The 17,255-nt window shown below is 35.3% G+C and carries 15 protein-coding genes; 9 read left to right on the top strand and 6 right to left on the bottom strand.

Annotated features, from left to right (window positions below; genetic code table 11):
• Nucleotides 1-49: 49 nt before the first annotated feature.
• From rplQ to ctlX, 6 genes are all read left to right on the top strand, one after another.
• Complete coding sequence (rplQ, locus tag ABVM53_RS02925) at nucleotides 50-550, top strand: 50S ribosomal protein L17 (RefSeq protein ID WP_405329301.1); 501 nt, start codon at nucleotides 50-52, stop codon at nucleotides 548-550.
• A gap of 106 nt (nucleotides 551-656) precedes the next feature.
• Nucleotides 657-1,769 carry a glutamine-hydrolyzing carbamoyl-phosphate synthase small subunit gene (gene carA, locus ABVM53_RS02920; protein ID WP_405329297.1) on the top strand — a complete coding sequence of 371 codons (1,113 nt, stop codon included), beginning with the start codon at nucleotides 657-659 and terminating at the stop codon, nucleotides 1,767-1,769.
• Nucleotides 1,770-1,972: 203 nt separating this feature from the next.
• Nucleotides 1,973-3,262 carry a phosphopyruvate hydratase gene (gene eno, locus ABVM53_RS02915; RefSeq protein WP_405329295.1) on the top strand — a complete coding sequence of 430 codons (1,290 nt, stop codon included), beginning with the start codon at nucleotides 1,973-1,975 and terminating at the stop codon, nucleotides 3,260-3,262.
• A 247-nt stretch (nucleotides 3,263-3,509) separates the two neighbouring features.
• Entirely contained in the window at nucleotides 3,510-4,796 is a 1,287-nt protein-coding gene (locus tag ABVM53_RS02910) for a citrate synthase (protein WP_405329292.1), read from the top strand.
• 89 nt (nucleotides 4,797-4,885) lie between these two features.
• Nucleotides 4,886-5,800 (top strand): dimethylarginine dimethylaminohydrolase family protein, encoded by a 915-nt coding sequence (locus ABVM53_RS02905; RefSeq protein WP_405329290.1) that lies wholly within the window; start codon nucleotides 4,886-4,888, stop codon nucleotides 5,798-5,800.
• Nucleotides 5,801-5,877: 77 nt separating this feature from the next.
• Nucleotides 5,878-6,810, top strand: a complete 933-nt coding sequence (gene ctlX / locus ABVM53_RS02900; RefSeq protein WP_405329287.1) for a citrulline utilization hydrolase CtlX — start codon at nucleotides 5,878-5,880, stop codon at nucleotides 6,808-6,810.
• Nucleotides 6,811-6,812: 2 nt separating this feature from the next.
• On the opposite strand, the gene ABVM53_RS02895 is transcribed toward ctlX, so the two are convergent.
• Genes ABVM53_RS02895 through ABVM53_RS02885 form a run of 3 tightly spaced genes read right to left on the bottom strand, consistent with a single transcriptional unit; the run spans nucleotide 6,813 to nucleotide 10,224 of the window.
• A complete protein-coding gene (locus ABVM53_RS02895; protein WP_405329284.1) occupies nucleotides 6,813-8,309 on the bottom strand; it encodes a BCCT family transporter in 1,497 nt (498 codons plus the stop codon).
• A 5-nt stretch (nucleotides 8,310-8,314) separates the two neighbouring features.
• Complete coding sequence (locus tag ABVM53_RS02890) at nucleotides 8,315-9,760, bottom strand: SDR family oxidoreductase (RefSeq protein ID WP_405329281.1); 1,446 nt, start codon at nucleotides 9,758-9,760, stop codon at nucleotides 8,315-8,317.
• A 32-nt stretch (nucleotides 9,761-9,792) separates the two neighbouring features.
• On the bottom strand, nucleotides 9,793-10,224 hold the full coding sequence (locus tag ABVM53_RS02885; RefSeq protein WP_405329278.1) for a hypothetical protein: 432 nt from the start codon (nucleotides 10,222-10,224) through the stop codon (nucleotides 9,793-9,795).
• Between the two features lie 147 nt (nucleotides 10,225-10,371).
• Between ABVM53_RS02885 and argS the strand changes: the two genes are divergently transcribed.
• The 3 genes from argS (at nucleotide 10,372) to ABVM53_RS02870 (ending at nucleotide 14,651) form a co-directional block, all read left to right on the top strand.
• The gene (gene argS, locus ABVM53_RS02880) at nucleotides 10,372-12,147 is read left to right on the top strand and encodes an arginine--tRNA ligase (protein WP_405329275.1); all 1,776 of its coding nucleotides are present in this window, start codon (nucleotides 10,372-10,374) and stop codon (nucleotides 12,145-12,147) included.
• A 217-nt stretch (nucleotides 12,148-12,364) separates the two neighbouring features.
• A complete protein-coding gene (gene ffh / locus ABVM53_RS02875; protein WP_405329272.1) occupies nucleotides 12,365-13,693 on the top strand; it encodes a signal recognition particle protein in 1,329 nt (442 codons plus the stop codon).
• 70 nt (nucleotides 13,694-13,763) lie between these two features.
• A complete protein-coding gene (locus tag ABVM53_RS02870; protein ID WP_405330842.1) occupies nucleotides 13,764-14,651 on the top strand; it encodes a bifunctional 5,10-methylenetetrahydrofolate dehydrogenase/5,10-methenyltetrahydrofolate cyclohydrolase in 888 nt (295 codons plus the stop codon).
• 67 nt (nucleotides 14,652-14,718) lie between these two features.
• Here ABVM53_RS02870 and ppgK read toward each other — a convergent pair whose 3' ends face one another.
• The 3 genes from ppgK to ABVM53_RS02855 form a co-directional block, all read right to left on the bottom strand.
• On the bottom strand, nucleotides 14,719-15,462 hold the full coding sequence (gene ppgK / locus ABVM53_RS02865) for a polyphosphate--glucose phosphotransferase (protein ID WP_128757633.1): 744 nt from the start codon (nucleotides 15,460-15,462) through the stop codon (nucleotides 14,719-14,721).
• Nucleotides 15,463-15,768: 306 nt separating this feature from the next.
• Nucleotides 15,769-16,824: an AI-2E family transporter gene (locus ABVM53_RS02860; protein ID WP_405329268.1), complete on the bottom strand. Its 1,056-nt coding sequence runs from the start codon at nucleotides 16,822-16,824 to the stop codon at nucleotides 15,769-15,771.
• Nucleotides 16,821-17,240, bottom strand: coding sequence for a VOC family protein (locus tag ABVM53_RS02855; RefSeq protein ID WP_405329265.1), 420 nt, complete (start codon nucleotides 17,238-17,240; stop codon nucleotides 16,821-16,823). Before ABVM53_RS02855 ends, ABVM53_RS02860 begins: the two co-directional genes overlap by 4 nt.
• Nucleotides 17,241-17,255: the final 15 nt, after the last annotated feature.

The following is a 17,255-nucleotide window of genomic DNA, read 5'->3' as shown; positions in this document are numbered from 1 at the left end:
TTTGCTCCTCAAAAAGGGTTGAGCAAGATGTTTGCATAAAATAAATGTCATGAGACACGGAAAAAAAATAAACCATTTAGGACGCCAAACTGCACATAGAAAATCTATGCTTGCAAACATGGCTTGTTCTCTTATAGAGCACAAACGTATCAATACTACTGTTGCTAAAGCTAAAGCGCTTAAGCAATTTGTAGAACCTATTGTTACAAAATCTAAAGTAGATACTACTCATAATCGTCGTATCGTAATGAGTAAATTGCGTCAAAAAGATGCAGTTGCAGAATTATTTAGAGATGTTGCTGTAAAAGTAGGAGATCGTCCAGGTGGATATACTCGTATTATTAAATTAGGTAATCGTTTAGGTGATAATGCTGATATGGCAATGATCGAACTAGTAGACTACAACGAGATTTATAACTTAGGTAAGACTAAGAAAAAATCAACTCGTAGAGCTGGTAAGAAAGCTGCAACGTCAGAAGTTGATGCTCCTGCTGCAAAGAAAGAAGCTGCTCCTAAAAAAGAGACTAAAGGTTCTGATGAAGAAGAATAGACTTTTCTTTTGTATCGAATAAATTGAAAAAGGATAAGCCGTTTAGGTTTATCCTTTTTTTTATAATTATTTTTGCCATAATTCAAATCGTATTTAAATTAACAACATGAAGTATCAAACCAATCGTAAAGCAATAATACTACTCGCTGACGGAACCATTTTTTATGGTAAGGCTGTGGGGGATAAAGAGGGTACGGCCTTTGGAGAAGTATGTTTCAACACGGGAATGACTGGATATCAAGAAATTTTCACAGATCCTTCTTATTTTGGTCAATTGATGGTGACGACCAATGCTCATATAGGGAACTATGGTGGCAATAATGAAGAAACAGAATCTGGTACAGTAAAAATTTCAGGTTTAATCTGTAGAAATTTTAGTTATAACTATTCGCGCACACGAGTTGACGAATCTTTACAATCATTTTTAGATAAAAATAGTTTGTTCGCGATTTCAGATGTAGATACTCGAGCTTTAGTTGCTTACATTAGAGATAATGGAGCGATGAATGCAGTAATTTCTTCAGATGTTGAGAATATAGAAGGATTAAAGAAGCAATTAGCGGAAGTGCCTGATATGAATGGTCTTGAACTTGCTTCTAAAGTTTCTACTAAAGAGGCTTATTACTTTGGTGATGAAAATGCGTCTTATAAAGTAGCAGCTCTTGATCTCGGAATCAAGAAGAATATATTGCGAAACATGGCCTCTAGAGATATTTACGTAAAAGTGTTTCCGTACGATTCTACCTTTGAAGAGATGAATGCTTGGAATCCTGATGGTTATTTTCTATCTAACGGACCTGGAGATCCAGATCCTTTGAAGCAAGTTATTCAAACAACTCAAGACATACTGGCTGCAGATAAGCCGCTCTTCGGGATATGTTTAGGTCATCAAATCATTGCATTGGCAAATGGTATAAGTACGTTTAAAATGCATCACGGGCATAGAGGAATTAATCATCCAGTGATGAATCATACTTCAGGAAAGGGTGAAATAACATCTCAAAACCACGGATTTTCGGTAAATTATGATGAGGCTATATCAAACACCAATCTCGTAGTTACTCATCAGCATCTAAATGATAATACGGTAATGGGTCTAAAAATGAAAGATAAGGCTTGCTTTTCTGTACAATATCATCCTGAAGCAGGACCCGGTCCTAATGATGCTACTTATCTTTTTGATGAGTTTATAGGCTCTATGAAAAAGAAAACTGCTTAAAATAGTATTCAACTATTTTATTTGAACACATTAAATTTTTAGAAAATGCGGTTTTTTAATCTATGATCGTCATTAATTTCATTAGGTGAGTCGAAGTTTTAAATTATCATTAAATTAATTCTAAAGAAACCATTAGCGCATATAAATACTGGCTTTTTCAGTATATTGCTAATGCTTAAATAACTAATCAATTTTAAAATAATATGAGTATAATTATCAATATCCACGCACGTCAGATTTTAGATTCTCGTGGTAACCCTACAGTAGAGGTAGATGTTTTAACTGAAAATGGTGTGCTAGGAAGAGCTGCTGTGCCTTCAGGTGCTTCTACAGGTGAACATGAAGCTGTAGAGTTGCGTGACGGGGGTAACGATTATATGGGGAAAGGTGTTTTAAAAGCAATTGATAATGTTAATACAATAATTGCACAAGAATTACTTGGAGTTTCTGTTTTTGAACAAAATTTAATAGATCAGACAATGATCGAATTAGATGGGACACCTAATAAATCAAAATTAGGAGCAAATGCAATTCTAGGAGTTTCTTTGGCAGTAGCTAAAGCGGCAGCAAATGAGCTTAATATGCCATTATATCGTTATGTAGGTGGTGTTAGTGCAAAGACACTTCCAGTACCTATGATGAATATTATAAATGGTGGTTCTCATAGTGATGCGCCGATTGCATTTCAGGAATTTATGGTTATGCCGGTTAAAGCAGAAAGCTTTACGCATGCTATGAAAATGGGTACCGAGATTTTTCATAACTTAAAGAAAGTGCTTCACGACAGAGGTTTAAGTACTGCTGTGGGTGATGAAGGTGGTTTTGCACCTACATTAGAAGGTACCGAAGATGCAATTGAAAGTATTCAAAAGGCTGTTGAAAATGCTGGATACAAATTTGGTGATGAAGTTATGATTGCTTTAGATTGTGCTGCAGCTGAGTTCTACGTTAATGGAAAGTACGATTATACAAAATTTGAAGGAGATAAAGGTGTTATTCGCTCTAGTGAGGAACAAGCGACTTACCTTGCTGAATTAGCTGCTAAATATCCTATAATTTCTATCGAAGATGGAATGGATGAAAATGACTGGGAAGGATGGAAATCTTTAACTGAAAAAATAGGTGACAAAGTTCAGCTTGTAGGTGATGATTTATTTGTTACAAATGTTGAGCGCTTATCAAGAGGTATTGAAAATGGAATTGCAAATTCTATACTTATTAAAGTAAATCAAATAGGTACGTTAACAGAAACTATTGCTGCCGTAAATATGGCACACAATGCAGGATATACCAGTGTAATGTCGCATCGTTCTGGAGAAACAGAAGATACTACAATCTCTGATCTTGCAGTTGCATTAAATACAGGGCAAATCAAAACAGGTTCAGCTTCGCGTAGTGATCGTATGGCTAAGTACAATCAACTACTTCGTATAGAAGAAGAGTTAGGATCTGTTGCATATTTTCCTAAAATGCAAGCATTTAAAATAAAATAAATTTCACAATACTGTGATTATAAAAAGCATCCATTTTGGATGCTTTTTTTTATTCTATTTTAAATTTTACTTTGATAGCGTTGATGATTCAGTAATTTAGTATTTGATAGAATCATTAAAATTTATGGATTAAATTATTTGGTTTTTTTTAACCACGCAAGCCAGCTATTTTCTTTAATAATCTCTCTTAATTTTGTATTTTAGCAACACTTGAATTTTTTGATAATCAGCTAAAACTTATAATATAATGGCAGATAATGCTACGTTGACAATTGGGGGTAAATCCTATGAATTTCCTGTTATTACAGGTACTGAAAATGAGAATGCAATCGATATAGCTAGCTTAAGAGCAGTTACCGGAGGATATACAACTATAGATCCCGGATATAAAAATACCGGAAGTTGTGAGAGTGCAATAACATTTCTAAATGGAGAAGAAGGTATTTTGAGATATAGAGGATATTCAATTGAAGAATTAGCTGAAAAAGCATCATTTCTTGAAGTTGTTTATTTACTGATTTTTGGTGAATTACCTACCCAAAATCAATTAGATAAATTCCATAAAGATATCAAGGAAGAAAATCATGTAGATGAGGATATAAAGAAAATTCTTAACGGTTTTCCTAAGTCTGCTCATCCTATGGGCGTTTTAGCTTCTTTAACTTCGGCACTTACTGCTTTTAACCCAGGGGCAGTTAATGTAGATTCTGAAGAGGATATGTATAAAGCTATCGTTAAATTACTAGGTAAATTCCCGGTTTTAGTAGCGTGGACTATGCGTACTAAAATGAGCAAACCTCTTGATTACGGGGATGATAGTTTAGGTTATGTTGAGAATCTACATAAAATGATGTTCTCTAAACCTAATAGTGAGTATAAAGTAGATCCTTCTATTATTGAGGCTATAGACAAATTATTAATTCTTCACGCAGATCACGAGCAAAACTGTTCTACTTCTACAGTACGAATAGTAGGATCTTCACACGCGGGATTATTTGCTTCTATTTCTGCAGGTATTTCTGCATTATGGGGACCATTGCATGGTGGGGCAAATCAAGCAGTTATTGAAATGCTTGAGGCTATTAAAGCAGATGGTGGAGATACTAAGAAATATATGCAAAAGGCTAAAGACAAAGAAGATCCTTTCCGTCTTATGGGCTTTGGTCATAGAGTTTACAAGAATTTTGATCCACGGGCTAAAATTATCAAGAAAGCAGCAGATGATGTTCTTGAGAAGTTAGGTGTTGATGATGAAGTGTTAGCGATTGCAAAAGGTCTAGAAAAAGAAGCGCTTGAAGATGACTATTTTGTAAAGCGTAAACTATATCCTAATGTAGATTTTTACTCAGGTATAATCTATCGTGCACTTGGGATTCCTGTAGAAATGTTCACGGTTATGTTTGCAATGGGTCGTGTACCGGGATGGATTGCACAATGGAGAGAAATGCGATTACGCAAAGAGCCAATAGGACGCCCTCGCCAAGTGTACATAGGCGAGACGTTGAGATCATTTAAACCTATGGAAGAACGTTAGAATCTGCGGGTTCTGTATTATAAAAAGCGGGTTTTTGATTATCTTCAAGAACCCGCTTTATATTTATATAATTACGACAATTAGATTTTATGATAAAACTGAATATAAACGATGAGACCTCTCGTCTTAGGTCTGTAATACTCGGAACTGCTAAGAGCAATGGTCCTGTTCCCACCTTAGAGGAAGCATACGATCCTAAATCTATGCTATATATAAAGGCCAATACCTATCCGAAAGAGGAAGATATGCTTAGAGAAATTGAAGCAGTTGAAGAAGTCTTTAATAAATATGGCGTACAAGTGTTTAGGCCAAAATTGATTGAAAATTGCAATCAAATATTTACTAGAGACATTGGTTTTGTTATTAATGATACTTTTATCAAAGCGAATATTCTCCCCGATCGTGAAGAGGAAATTGAAGCGATTGAGCACGTACTAGCTCAGATGGATCAAAGCAAAATCATACGATTTCCTGAAGAAGCTCACATCGAAGGAGGAGATGTAATGCCAGTGGGCGATTATATATTTGTAGGTGTTTATCGTGAAGTAGACTATCCCGACTATATAATTGCACGTACTAATATGGAGGCGGTAAATCACTTGCAAAAATCATTTCCCGATAAGAAAGTGGTGTCTTTTAATCTTCGAAAATCTAATTCTAATCCGTATGAAAATGCACTTCATTTAGATTGTTGTTTTCAGCCAGTAGGTGATAAATATGCAATAATTCATAAGAACGGATTTTTAATTGAAGAGGAGTATTTGTGGCTGGTCAATCATTATGGAAAGGAAAATATTTTTGAAATAGATTCTGAGGAAATGTTTAATATGAACTCTAATATTTTTTCAATAGCTCCAGACGTTGTTATTTCAGAAAAGAATTTTACCCGACTTAATGCTTGGTTAAGAAGCAAGGGGATCACAGTTGAAGAAGTGCCTTATGCAGAAATTTCAAAGCAAGAAGGATTATTGCGATGCAGTACACTTCCACTAGTACGAGAATAAAATATTTCAATACAAAATACTGGTAAAAGGCTATGAAAATTGAAAAGTGAAACTCTACATTTGCGCAAAAAATCACAATGAAGCAAGTTACTAATACGGTATTGATGGTACGTCCTGTAGCATTTAGAATGAATGAGCAGACTGCTATAAATAACTACTTTCAAGAAGACCTAGCTCTTAAAAATGAGGAGATAAATAAAAAAGCTCAGCAAGAATTTGATCAGTTTGTTTTAAAATTAAAGTCTGTTGGTGTGAATGTGCTTGTTCTTGATGATGATAAAGAGCTTGACACTCCAGATTCAATATTTCCAAATAATTGGGTAAGTACTCACGAAAATGGGAATGTAGCCTTATATCCAATGTATGCTGAAAATAGAAGGCGAGAGCGTAGAGAAGAATTTTTTAATGTTTTAGAAGATTCAGGTTTTCAAATCAATAATATCGTTGATTACACAGAGGCCGAAGAGGAAAGTATTTTTCTTGAAGGAACCGGAAGTATAATTTTAGATCGAGTTAATGAGAAAGCTTATTGTGCACTTTCAGCTAGAGCAGATGAGGATCTATTTATAGAATTTTGTGAAGATTTTGAATTTTTACCTGTAATCTTTAATGCCTATCAAACTGTAGAGGGAAAGCGACTTCCTATATATCACACTAATGTTATGATGTGTGTGGCAGAAGAATTTTGCGTTATTTGTTTAGATAGTATTGATGACAAAAAGGAACGAAAATTTGTAATTAATCAGTTAAAGGAATCCGGTAAGGAAATTATTGCTATTTCAGAAAAACAAATGCATCAATTTGCAGGCAATTTGTTACAGGTGGTTAATGATAAAGGGGTTAACATCCTTGTAATGAGTAAAAGTGCTCATTTATCTTTAAATGATGGGCAAATAAAAAGTATCACTAAATATTGCGAAATTGTAAGCAGTGATCTAGAAACTATAGAGACTTGCGGAGGAGGAAGCGCACGTTGTATGATGGCTGAAATTTTTCTTCCTAAGGCTTAATACTACATTTTCCAGCGGTAGAGATTCAGTATCCATTTGATGATCATCCATACCATAAATAAGCTCAAAGGGAGTGATGTAATTATAAGCAGCATCTGGGCGGCTACAAGTACATCACTTCCTTCTCGAGCAAAACCTAATAGCACGAGTCCTATAGCGCTCAATGTTAATATGACGCTCCATAAAATGCGATGTTTACGTGAAGGATTCTCTGTTTTGGACGTAAAGGTGCTAAGTACATAAATGGCAGAATCTAAAGAGGTTACTAGAAATCCTATAAGTAGTATAATGATTAAGCTATTTACGATAGTTTGCAAGGGATAGTTAGAAAGAAAAATAAATAATGAGGTGAACACATTTCCAAACTCATCTGAATAACTTCCCCAATCTTCAATATGTTTAAAAGCTGAAGTTCCAAACACAGAAAACCAGAAAAAAGTACCGATTGAGGGAATAAGTAAAGCGCCTATTATAATCTCACGTATAGTTCTTCCTTTACTGATCCTAGCTATGAAAATCCCTGTAAACGGAGCCCAAGCTATCCAAAATGCCCAATAATAATAAGTCCAGTCTGTTAAGAATTGTTTCCCTGGATTATAAATTCCTATGGCAAGACTCAAAGGAATAAAATCTATTATATACCGGTAAAAAGCTATACCAAATTGTTTTACAATTTCGAATATATCTCCTTGAACGAAGACAAATAACAGAAGAGCAAGAGTAAGATAAATATTTGCCGATGATAGCCTCTTGATACCCTTATCCACACCGCTCAAAGCAGATAGTAATGAAAATATACCAATTATAATTATGAGTAAAATGATGTAATTGTAGTTCAAAACGTCTCCTAGAAGATGATCCAATCCTCCTTTAATTTGACTAGCTCCCAGTCCTACAGCTGCTACAAGGCCAAAAACAGTAGTTAGAATGGTTAAGAGATCTATTAAGAACTTTCCATTTATATACGATTTGTTTATTAATTGTTCTGAGTGAAAAACAGTACTACTGGTTAACGTGGGTCTATTAAATTTAAATACGGCCGTACCTATAGCTAATGCAAATAGTGTATAAAAAGCCCAGGCGGTGAATCCCCATTGATAAAATGTAAACTCCAGAGCTATAACTTCTCTAGATTGGCCGGTATTTATAGGAGAATTTTCAAACATATATACAGGTTCCTGTACAGCTCGTAACAAAATTCCAGCTCCCATTCCGGCACTATATAACATAGAAATCCAGGCTATTTTAGAAAAAGCCGGCTTCTCAGTCGGTTTTCCAAGTTTGTAGTTCCCCCACTTTGAAACCGCTATACCAAGCAGTAGAAATACACTTACAAGTCCCAGCACTAAATAATACTGACCGAAGATATCGCGTACTTTTAATGAGGCGCTTTTAATTAAATTATAACTTTCTGAGGTATAACTATAAAAGAAAAAGCATACTATTAATAAAATAGCAATAGATGAAAATAGGAGAAAATTGTCTTTAATTTTATGCAAAGTTTTTAGGATAAATTTTTATGCGGGTTATATGTAGCAATATTTCTAATCATACCCTCAAAAATAAAATAATGAAAGGGTAGCATACTAAACCAGTAAAGTCTTCCCCATAAACCACGTGGTCTAAAGGTGGCTGTTTGATGTAAAATATTATTGTCATCAATTTCCCAATCTAACCAAGCTTCTCCGGGAACTTTCATTTCTGCAAACAGGAGTAAACGCTTCTCTTTTTTGTCTGCGAGTAAAACTCTCCAGAAATCCAGAGAGTCACCTTCATAAAGTTCGTTTGTATGGGTACGTCCTCTACGCAAACCTACACCGCCAAAAATTTTATCTGCAAATCCGCGTATTTTCCAGAGTCTGTTTGCGTAATACCAGCCGCGATTACCGCCTATAGACCATATGTTTTCTAGAGCTTGTTCTGGGTTATCAAGTTTAATTGTCTGTCTGTCTTTGAGACATCCAAATTCTGGAACTTTTATATACTCACTTACATCTTTTCTAAACCTTCCGCTAATCATTGAATCCTTCCAGCTAGAGACTACTTGATTTTGCTCGATTTTTTCAAATGCCAGTTTGATAGCTTCAGTATAGGTGAGCGGGGTAATTTGTAGTAATTCCTGCAAACGCGTATCTCTTGTGATAACCTCTATACGCATACTGTCTACAAGATTTAAAGCGAGTTTGTAGCTTGTAGATGTGACAAAATAAAGCCAGTACGAGGAGATCTTTGGACTCATAACCGGGACATCTAGAATTGTGAGAGACAAGGATCTTATTTCCGCGTAGCGTAACATCATTTCTTTATATGAAAGAATATCTGGACCTCCAATATCAAAGGATTCATTGTAACAAGCTTCATTACCCAGCACACCTGACAGATACTGTAAGACATTACGAATAGCAATAGGCTGGCAGCGTGTAGTAACCCATTTTGGTGTAATCATAACGGGTAACTTCTCACATAAATCACGTATAATCTCAAAAGAAGAGCTTCCAGAACCCACGATAATGGCAGCTCTAAGTACCGTAAGCTTAAAATTACCTTCGTAGAGCGTATCTTCCACTTGTTTTCTCGATCTTAAATGCTTGCTTAAGTTTTCTTCGTTAACAATACCGCTTAAATAAATAACCTGCTTACAATTTGTATTTTTTAAATAGGTATTGAAATTACGTGCTGAAAGTTCTTCTTTTTCATCAAAATCTGATGTTGAAGAGGTCATAGAATGGATGAGATAATAGGCGGCATCAATATCTTCGGGTAATTTTGAAACCTCTGGTTTTTGTAAAAAATCGATTTCAATTACAGTAATGCGCTCTAACATACGCGCATTTACAGAAAGTCTATTTTTGTCTCGCACAGCACAGACAATCTCGTGTCCTTGTTCTAAAAGTAACGGTAAGAGACGCATACCTATATAGCCGTTAGCGCCGGTAAGTAAGATTTTCATAGGTATGTTTTAATATGAATAATTTTGAGATATTACATTCCTTCCGGAAGTTGAGGAAGGTTTTCTGCTTTATAATCAAGTATTTTTTTAATAAAGTTATGCGTGGCTTTATCCGTTGCGAGAGCCCTAATTTTTATAAAATAGTTATCTCTATAAATGCTGTACTCTTCAGCTTTGCCCTTATACAAGTGCAATTTGTAATACGGTATGATTAGAGCATAGGATTCTAATAACGATCGAAAACCTACGATTATACCTTTTGGTCGCATTTCAATATTACAAGTATTTAGGTAACTATCTAATATTAATAGGTTATGAATTTCTATACTTGTGCTTGTAATAAATAATTTTGAAGAACCTATGCCGCGCATTTTTAAGCGTTCACGAATTGTAAATGGTGGACCTACTTCATTAATAATTTTTCTTTTTACTTCTGGATTGTTATAAGAAACATTGAGCAACATCTTTTCTTTTAAAGATACAGGTTTGTGAAGAATAATTTACTCTAATTATTAGGATTGCTTTCTTCGGAAACCAGACAACACCAGATTAGCATTTTACTTTGGTAAAGGCTGTATTTGCTTATCTTTGCGGGTTCAGAAATAAAGCTCATGAATTTATCACAAAAAATTAGTCAGGCAGTTAAAGATGCTGTTAGGAATATATATAACGCAGAATTACTAGAGGTAGAATTGCAGCCTACTCGTAAGGATTTTGAAGGCGATTTAACGGTAGTTGTATTTCCGATCTTAAGAGTGGCAAAAGGCAATCCTGTTATTATTGGTGAGCAAATAGGAAAGTTTTTGAAAGAAAATATTTCAGAAGTTTCTGATTTTAATGTGGTTAAAGGTTTTTTAAATCTGGTTATTTCCGATGAATATTATCTTGAGTTTTTCAATAGTATAAAATCTATAGAAAACTATGGGCATAAACCAGCTACAGGCAATGCGGTTATGGTGGAGTATTCATCCCCTAACACAAACAAGCCACTTCATTTAGGACACGTACGTAATAATCTTCTAGGTTATTCGGTAGCTGAAATTATTAAAGCTTCAGGAAAGAAGGTTTATAAAACACAAATTATTAATGATCGCGGAATTCATATTTGTAAGAGTATGTTAGCCTGGAAAAAATTTGGAGCAAATGAAACTCCAGAAAGCAGCGGTCTAAAAGGAGATAAGCTTGTAGGGAATTACTACGTAAAATTTGATAAGGCTTATAAAGAAGAGCAGTCGTATCTAGTAGCACAAGGAAAAACACAAGAAGAAGCAGAGAAACAAGCTCCGTTACTTTTAGAAGCTCAAGATATGCTCCGTAAATGGGAGGCAGGTGATGAAGAAGTGGTTTCACTGTGGAAAATGATGAACGGCTGGGTATACGAGGGTTTTGAGCAAACCTACCAAAATCTAGGGGTTGATTTTGATAGTTATTATTTTGAGAGTAATACCTATTTATTAGGAAAAGACAATATTGAAGAAGGCCTAAAAAAAGGTGTTTTTTATAGAAAAGAAGATGGCTCAGTTTGGTGTGATCTTACTGAAGATGGTCTTGATGAGAAAATCGTACTGCGTAGTGATGGGACTTCTGTATATATGACTCAGGATATAGGTACTGCCATACAACGTGTAAAAGATCATCCCGATGTAGGTGGCATGATTTATACCGTGGGTAATGAACAGGATTATCATTTTAAAGTATTGTTTTTAATTTTGAAGAAACTAGGTTATGAATGGGCTGAAAACCTATACCATTTAAGCTACGGCATGGTGGATTTACCTAGCGGAAAAATGAAAAGCAGAGAAGGGACCGTTGTTGATGCAGATGATTTAATTGCAGAAATGGCCAGCACTGCCGGAAATATTGCAGAAGAGCTAGGTAAGCTAGATGGGTATAGTGATGATGAAAAGCAGGAGCTTTATAAAATGATAGGATTAGGTGCACTCAAATATTATATTTTGAAAGTGGATCCTAAAAAACGCATACTATTTAACCCGGAAGAATCTGTAGATTTTCAGGGGAATACAGGTCCTTTTATTCAGTATACTTATGCGCGTATACAATCTATTTTACGAAAAGCTATAGATACTGGGGTTCCGCTAGATGCAGATCATAAAGAACTACATATAAAAGAAAAGGAACTTATTAAGCAAATAGCTTTATATCCTGAAACAGTACAACTGGCTGCAGAAAATCAAAGTCCGGCGCTTATAGCCAACTATACCTATGATTTAGTAAAAGAATTTAATTCATTTTACCAGCAGGTTTCAATATTAGGAGCAGACTCTGATAGTGAAAAGAGTTTCAGAGTTGCACTTTCTAAGAAGGTGAGTGATGTAATTGCAGCTGCTTTTGGATTACTTGGGATTGAAGTTCCCGAGCGTATGTAAATAATAAAATAATGCACTGCATTTTAAGAGTATTGTTTATTGGATAATTGAGAAACAAATTGTTCTAATAATCTACTTGATCTTGTAGTATTAATATGTGAAGAATACCCATTGAGAATAATGAGTTTATTGAGTTTAAACAATGTATTTCAGAATACAAATAAACCTTTACTGTCATATTCTAAATCATTAAATTTGCAGTCTTAATTGAATACCTATGTTTGATAATTTAAGTGATAAGTTAGATAAGGCGATGCACGTGCTTAAGGGGCACGGTCAGATTACAGAAGTAAACGTAGCCGAAACCCTAAAAGAAATTCGTCGTGCGCTCGTAGATGCCGATGTTAACTATAAGATTGCCAAAGATTTTACCAGTACGGTAAAAGAGAAAGCATTAGGTCAAGATGTTTTGACGGCTCTTAAGCCAGGTCAATTAATGACCAAGCTTGTTAAAGATGAACTTACAGCTTTAATGGGTGGTGATGCTGAAGGAATTAATCTTTCTGGGAATCCATCTGTTATATTAATGTCTGGTTTGCAGGGTAGTGGTAAGACAACATTTTCTGGAAAATTAGCAAATTATCTAAAAACCAAAAAAACTAAAAAACCGTTACTAGTTGCTTGTGATGTGTATCGTCCTGCGGCAATTGATCAGCTTCACGTAGTAGGTGATCAAATAGGCGTTGAGGTCTATTCTAATAGAGAAGAGAAAGACCCTGTTAAAATTTCGCAAGCTGGTATTGCTCACGCAAAGGCTAATGGATTTAATGTGGTGATTATAGATACGGCAGGTCGACTGGCAGTTGATCAAGCTATGATGAATGAGATTGAGGCCGTTCATAAAGCAATACAACCGCAAGAGACGCTTTTTGTAGTTGATTCTATGACGGGGCAAGATGCTGTGAATACTGCTAAGGCATTTAATGATATTCTAAATTTTGATGGGGTTATCTTAACAAAATTAGATGGTGATACCAGAGGTGGTGCAGCCTTATCAATAAAAACGGTTGTAGATAAGCCTATTAAATTTATAGGTACGGGTGAAAAAATGGAAGCGATAGATGTGTTCTATCCTTCACGTATGGCAGACCGTATTTTGGGAATGGGAGATGTTATCTCTCTGGTAGAGCGTGCACAAGAGCAGTTTGATGAAGACGAGGCGCGTAAACTTCAGAAGAAAATCGCTAAAAATCAATTTGGGTTTGACGATTTCTTAAAACAAATTCAGCAGATTAAGAAAATGGGTAATATGAAAGATCTTATCGGGATGATTCCCGGGGCTGGTAAAGCTTTAAAAGGTCTTGATATTGATGATGACGCCTTTAAAGGAATAGAAGCAATCATTCACAGTATGACTCAAGAAGAACGTACGCAACCTTCAATAATTAATAGTAGTCGTAAAAAACGTATAAGTAAAGGTTCTGGAACATCTGTACAGGAGGTAAACCAATTATTAAAACAGTTTACTCAGATGAGTAAAATGATGAAAATGATGCAAGGTGGAGGCGGAGCCAAAATGATGCAAATGATGAATAATATGCGCTAAGAATGTTTATAGCTCTATTTACAATAGGGTGAAAATGTTACTAGCTCAAATGCCAAATTTTAATTATACCATGACAATCTTAGACGGAAAGAAAACCAGTGACGATTTAAAAAATGAAATTGCTGCTGAGGTTAAAGCTATGAAAGAAAGAGGAGAGAAAGTTCCTCACCTTGCCGCTGTTTTAGTAGGTACTGATGGAGCTAGTCTTACTTATGTAGGTAGCAAAGTACGTTCTTGTGAGCGTATTGGCTTTGAATCTACTCTAATCAAACTAGCGGAAGAAACTACCGAAGATGAGTTATTAAATCAAATTGAGGCATTAAATAATAATCCTGAAATTGATGGTTATATTGTACAGCTGCCATTACCAAAACATATTGATGAGCAAAAAGTCTTACTAGCTGTAGACCCCGATAAGGATGTAGATGGTTTTCATCCTACAAATTTTGGGAAAATGGCTCAAGATATGCCGGTTTTTATCCCTGCTACTCCTTTTGGAATAATGGAATTATTAAAGCGGTACCAGGTTCCTACCGAAGGTAAACATACTGTAGTTATAGGACGTAGCCATATTGTGGGGCGACCTATGAGTATTTTAATGTCTCAAAAAGGGAATCCAGGAAACAGTACCGTGACTTTAGCGCATAGTCGCACACAAAATTTAAAAGAAATAACACTACAGGCAGATATTATAATTACGGCATTAGGAGTTCCTGAATTTTTAAAAGCAGATATGGTAAAAGAGGGTGTTACCGTGATAGATGTGGGAATTACAAGAGTTGATGATGCTTCAAAAGAGCGTGGTTATCGTCTTACAGGTGACGTAGATTTTGAAGCGGTAAGTAAAAAAGCAGAGTTTATTACTCCTGTGCCTGGTGGTGTAGGACCTATGACTATTGCGATGTTATTAAAAAATACATTACTTGCAAGAGCAAGACACAATGAGCTTCAAGCGTAAACGTCTGTAGTTTTAAGCATAAAAAAAGAGGTCAATTTTGGCCTCTTTTTTTATGCTTAAATATTTTCTATTTTAATAAATGTCTGGCGCCAAGAGCAGCACCTATAATACCGGCGTGATTTCTCGTATGGGCTGCCATTATAGGAATATCTGTTTTAAGATATTTTATATACTCATCAAGATTTTTACTGGCTCCACCACCAATGATAATAAGTTCGGGCTGACTTATCTGACTTACTAACTGAATAAATTTATTGAAACGTTTGCCCCATTTTTTGAAGCTCATTCCGTTGTCTAAACGTACCCGACGAGACGAAAACTTTTCAATTGTCGTATTCTTTTTATACTGCATTTGACCCAATTCAAAATTGGGAATAAGTTCGCCATTGAAGAAAACTCCACTTCCTATTCCAGTTCCTATAGTTACTGTTATAACAAGACCTTTAACACCTTTGCCAACTCCAAACTCCATTTCTGCAAGACCGGCTGCATCTGCATCATTGATGACATTCACAGGTAATCCTATTTTCTGCGATATCATATCATCAACTTGTAAACCTAGCCACGACTTATCAAGATTTCCGTGTTCTAGTGCTTTCCCTTTATGAATTACCGTAGGAAACCCTACACCTACCACACCTTTCCAGTCCCAGTATTTTACAACCTCTGCGATTGTATTTACCATTGCTATAGGTTCACGAGGGAAGGGAGTATCTAGTCTAAATCTATCGCCTAAGTATTTTTCTTGTTCGAGATCAACAGGGACACCTTTTATCCCAGATCCTCCAACATCAACTCCCAGAATTTCCATATGTATTTGTATGCTTAATTATAAAATTGTTTAAAAAGCTATATGCTTTTTAAGCTGTTTGCAATTTGAAGAGGCAATTTATTGAAAAAGCATAAAAAGAAGTAAGAGAATGCAGAAAATATATTTGCGGTTAGAATTTTTCACATCTGGTAATTTTGATGCTAGTAAAAATATACAGAGGTGGAAGGATATTAAATTATAAAGCAAAGTCAACTATCTATTATAGGTAGTGACTTTGCTTTGTAACTTGGATAAAATATCCTTTAAGTTTCAGTATTAAAAAGCGAAACTCAGTTTAATTAATTTTTAAGCTTCCGAAGATTTTATAATCAGCTCATCATCATCAATATCGCTTTCAGAATCTCCATATTCCTGTTTGTAAATTTTGACAATTAGTAGGAACAGACTTATAAGAAGCGGACCAAAAATTAATCCTATAAAACCAAATAACGGTACACCTACAATAACACCAATAAGTGTTACAAGTGGGTGAACATTTGCTAATCGCTCTAAGACATATAATCGAATAATATTATCTGTAGAACCTACCACCACAATCCCATAGATAGCGATGCCCACAGCTTGAAGATTATCTCCACTAGCAATCATAAGTATAACAACGGGAACAATCCCTAGTAACGTCCCTACAAAAGGAATCATACTACCTATCGCAGTAATAACAAACCAGAAAAAAGGATCGGGTACACCAAAAATTAAAAAGCCTATTAAAGCGACAATTCCTTGTGCCAGAGCAACAAGTGGAATTCCTAAAGCATTGCTTTTTACCATAGCTACGCATTCTTCTCCTATACGTTCTATATTAGGCTTAGCAAGTGGTATAAATGCATATAAAGAATGTCTAAGTTCTTTCCGGTTAATAAGCATATAGTATAGCATAAAATACATAATACCTATTGCTATAAAAACATTGAATGTTCCGCCGGCAAAATTTTGAAGATTAGTCGACACCCAAGTTGTGATTGAGTTGGTGTCAATAGAATCACTTGCTTTATAACCTAAATCATCTTCCCAAACTCCTACTTGATCTTTAACGGCTTGAATTACGCGTTCAGAATTTTTTACTGCTTTACCTATTTTGTTAGTAAGCATTAAAACAGTTAGACCTATAGGAACAAGGATAATTATAAATGATGCTAGCATAGCAAGACCGGCCGCAAGGCCCTTTTTCCAGCCACGTTTAATTAGTTTTTTTACCGGTTTACGCATTAGAACGTAAAGGGTAATTGCTCCTAGTACACCAGATAAATAAGGAGTCATCTCCTCAATTATAAGTACAAATAAAAATAGAATAAGCAGAATTAAAAAAAGCTGCCTTACCAGTTCTGGTTTTAGTTTATTCATTTTGCAAAAAGTTGAGACATATCTTTAAAGCTTTTAAATTCCAGAGCATTACCACATGGGTCATAAAAAAACATAGTGGCTTGCTCACCTACTTGACCTTCAAAGCGTATATAAGGCTCAATAGCAAATGAAACATTTTTATTTGTGAGTTGGTCAGCAAATTTTTCAAATACCTCCCAGTCTAATACTACTCCAAAATGAGGAACTGGAACATGCTTGCCATCAACTTCGTTATGGTGTGTAGCACCTGTCTGTTCTTTAGGTTTGTAATGAATTACTAATTGATGTCCAAAGAAGTCAAAATCGACCCATTCATCAGTACTACGTCCTTCTGAAAGTTCGAGAACATCTCGATAAAATAAGCGGGCTTTTTGTACATCATCAACAGGGATTGCTAAGTGAAACGGAGAAGGCATTATGGGTTGTATTTA

The organism is Leeuwenhoekiella sp. LLG6367-2.1, from assembly GCF_045055775.1.
Lineage (GTDB): Bacteria > Bacteroidota > Bacteroidia > Flavobacteriales > Flavobacteriaceae > Leeuwenhoekiella > Leeuwenhoekiella aequorea.
This window is presented reverse-complemented; position numbering and strand designations above follow the sequence as displayed.

Coding starts and splice junctions, on each gene's coding strand:
- ABVM53_RS02890 (WP_405329281.1), bottom strand. CDS start 9,760: ATGAAAATCTTACTTACCGGCGCTAACGGCTATATAGGTATGCGTCTC.
- ABVM53_RS02870 (WP_405330842.1), top strand. CDS start 13,764: ATGACAATCTTAGACGGAAAGAAAACCAGTGACGATTTAAAAAATGAA.
- ABVM53_RS02905 (WP_405329290.1), top strand. CDS start 4,886: ATGATAAAACTGAATATAAACGATGAGACCTCTCGTCTTAGGTCTGTA.
- ctlX (WP_405329287.1), top strand. CDS start 5,878: ATGAAGCAAGTTACTAATACGGTATTGATGGTACGTCCTGTAGCATTT.
- rplQ (WP_405329301.1), top strand. CDS start 50: ATGAGACACGGAAAAAAAATAAACCATTTAGGACGCCAAACTGCACAT.
- ffh (WP_405329272.1), top strand. CDS start 12,365: ATGTTTGATAATTTAAGTGATAAGTTAGATAAGGCGATGCACGTGCTT.
- carA (WP_405329297.1), top strand. CDS start 657: ATGAAGTATCAAACCAATCGTAAAGCAATAATACTACTCGCTGACGGA.
- ABVM53_RS02855 (WP_405329265.1), bottom strand. CDS start 17,240: ATGCCTTCTCCGTTTCACTTAGCAATCCCTGTTGATGATGTACAAAAA.
- ABVM53_RS02885 (WP_405329278.1), bottom strand. CDS start 10,224: ATGTTGCTCAATGTTTCTTATAACAATCCAGAAGTAAAAAGAAAAATT.
- ABVM53_RS02860 (WP_405329268.1), bottom strand. CDS start 16,824: ATGAATAAACTAAAACCAGAACTGGTAAGGCAGCTTTTTTTAATTCTG.
- ppgK (WP_128757633.1), bottom strand. CDS start 15,462: ATGGAAATTCTGGGAGTTGATGTTGGAGGATCTGGGATAAAAGGTGTC.
- eno (WP_405329295.1), top strand. CDS start 1,973: ATGAGTATAATTATCAATATCCACGCACGTCAGATTTTAGATTCTCGT.
- argS (WP_405329275.1), top strand. CDS start 10,372: ATGAATTTATCACAAAAAATTAGTCAGGCAGTTAAAGATGCTGTTAGG.
- ABVM53_RS02910 (WP_405329292.1), top strand. CDS start 3,510: ATGGCAGATAATGCTACGTTGACAATTGGGGGTAAATCCTATGAATTT.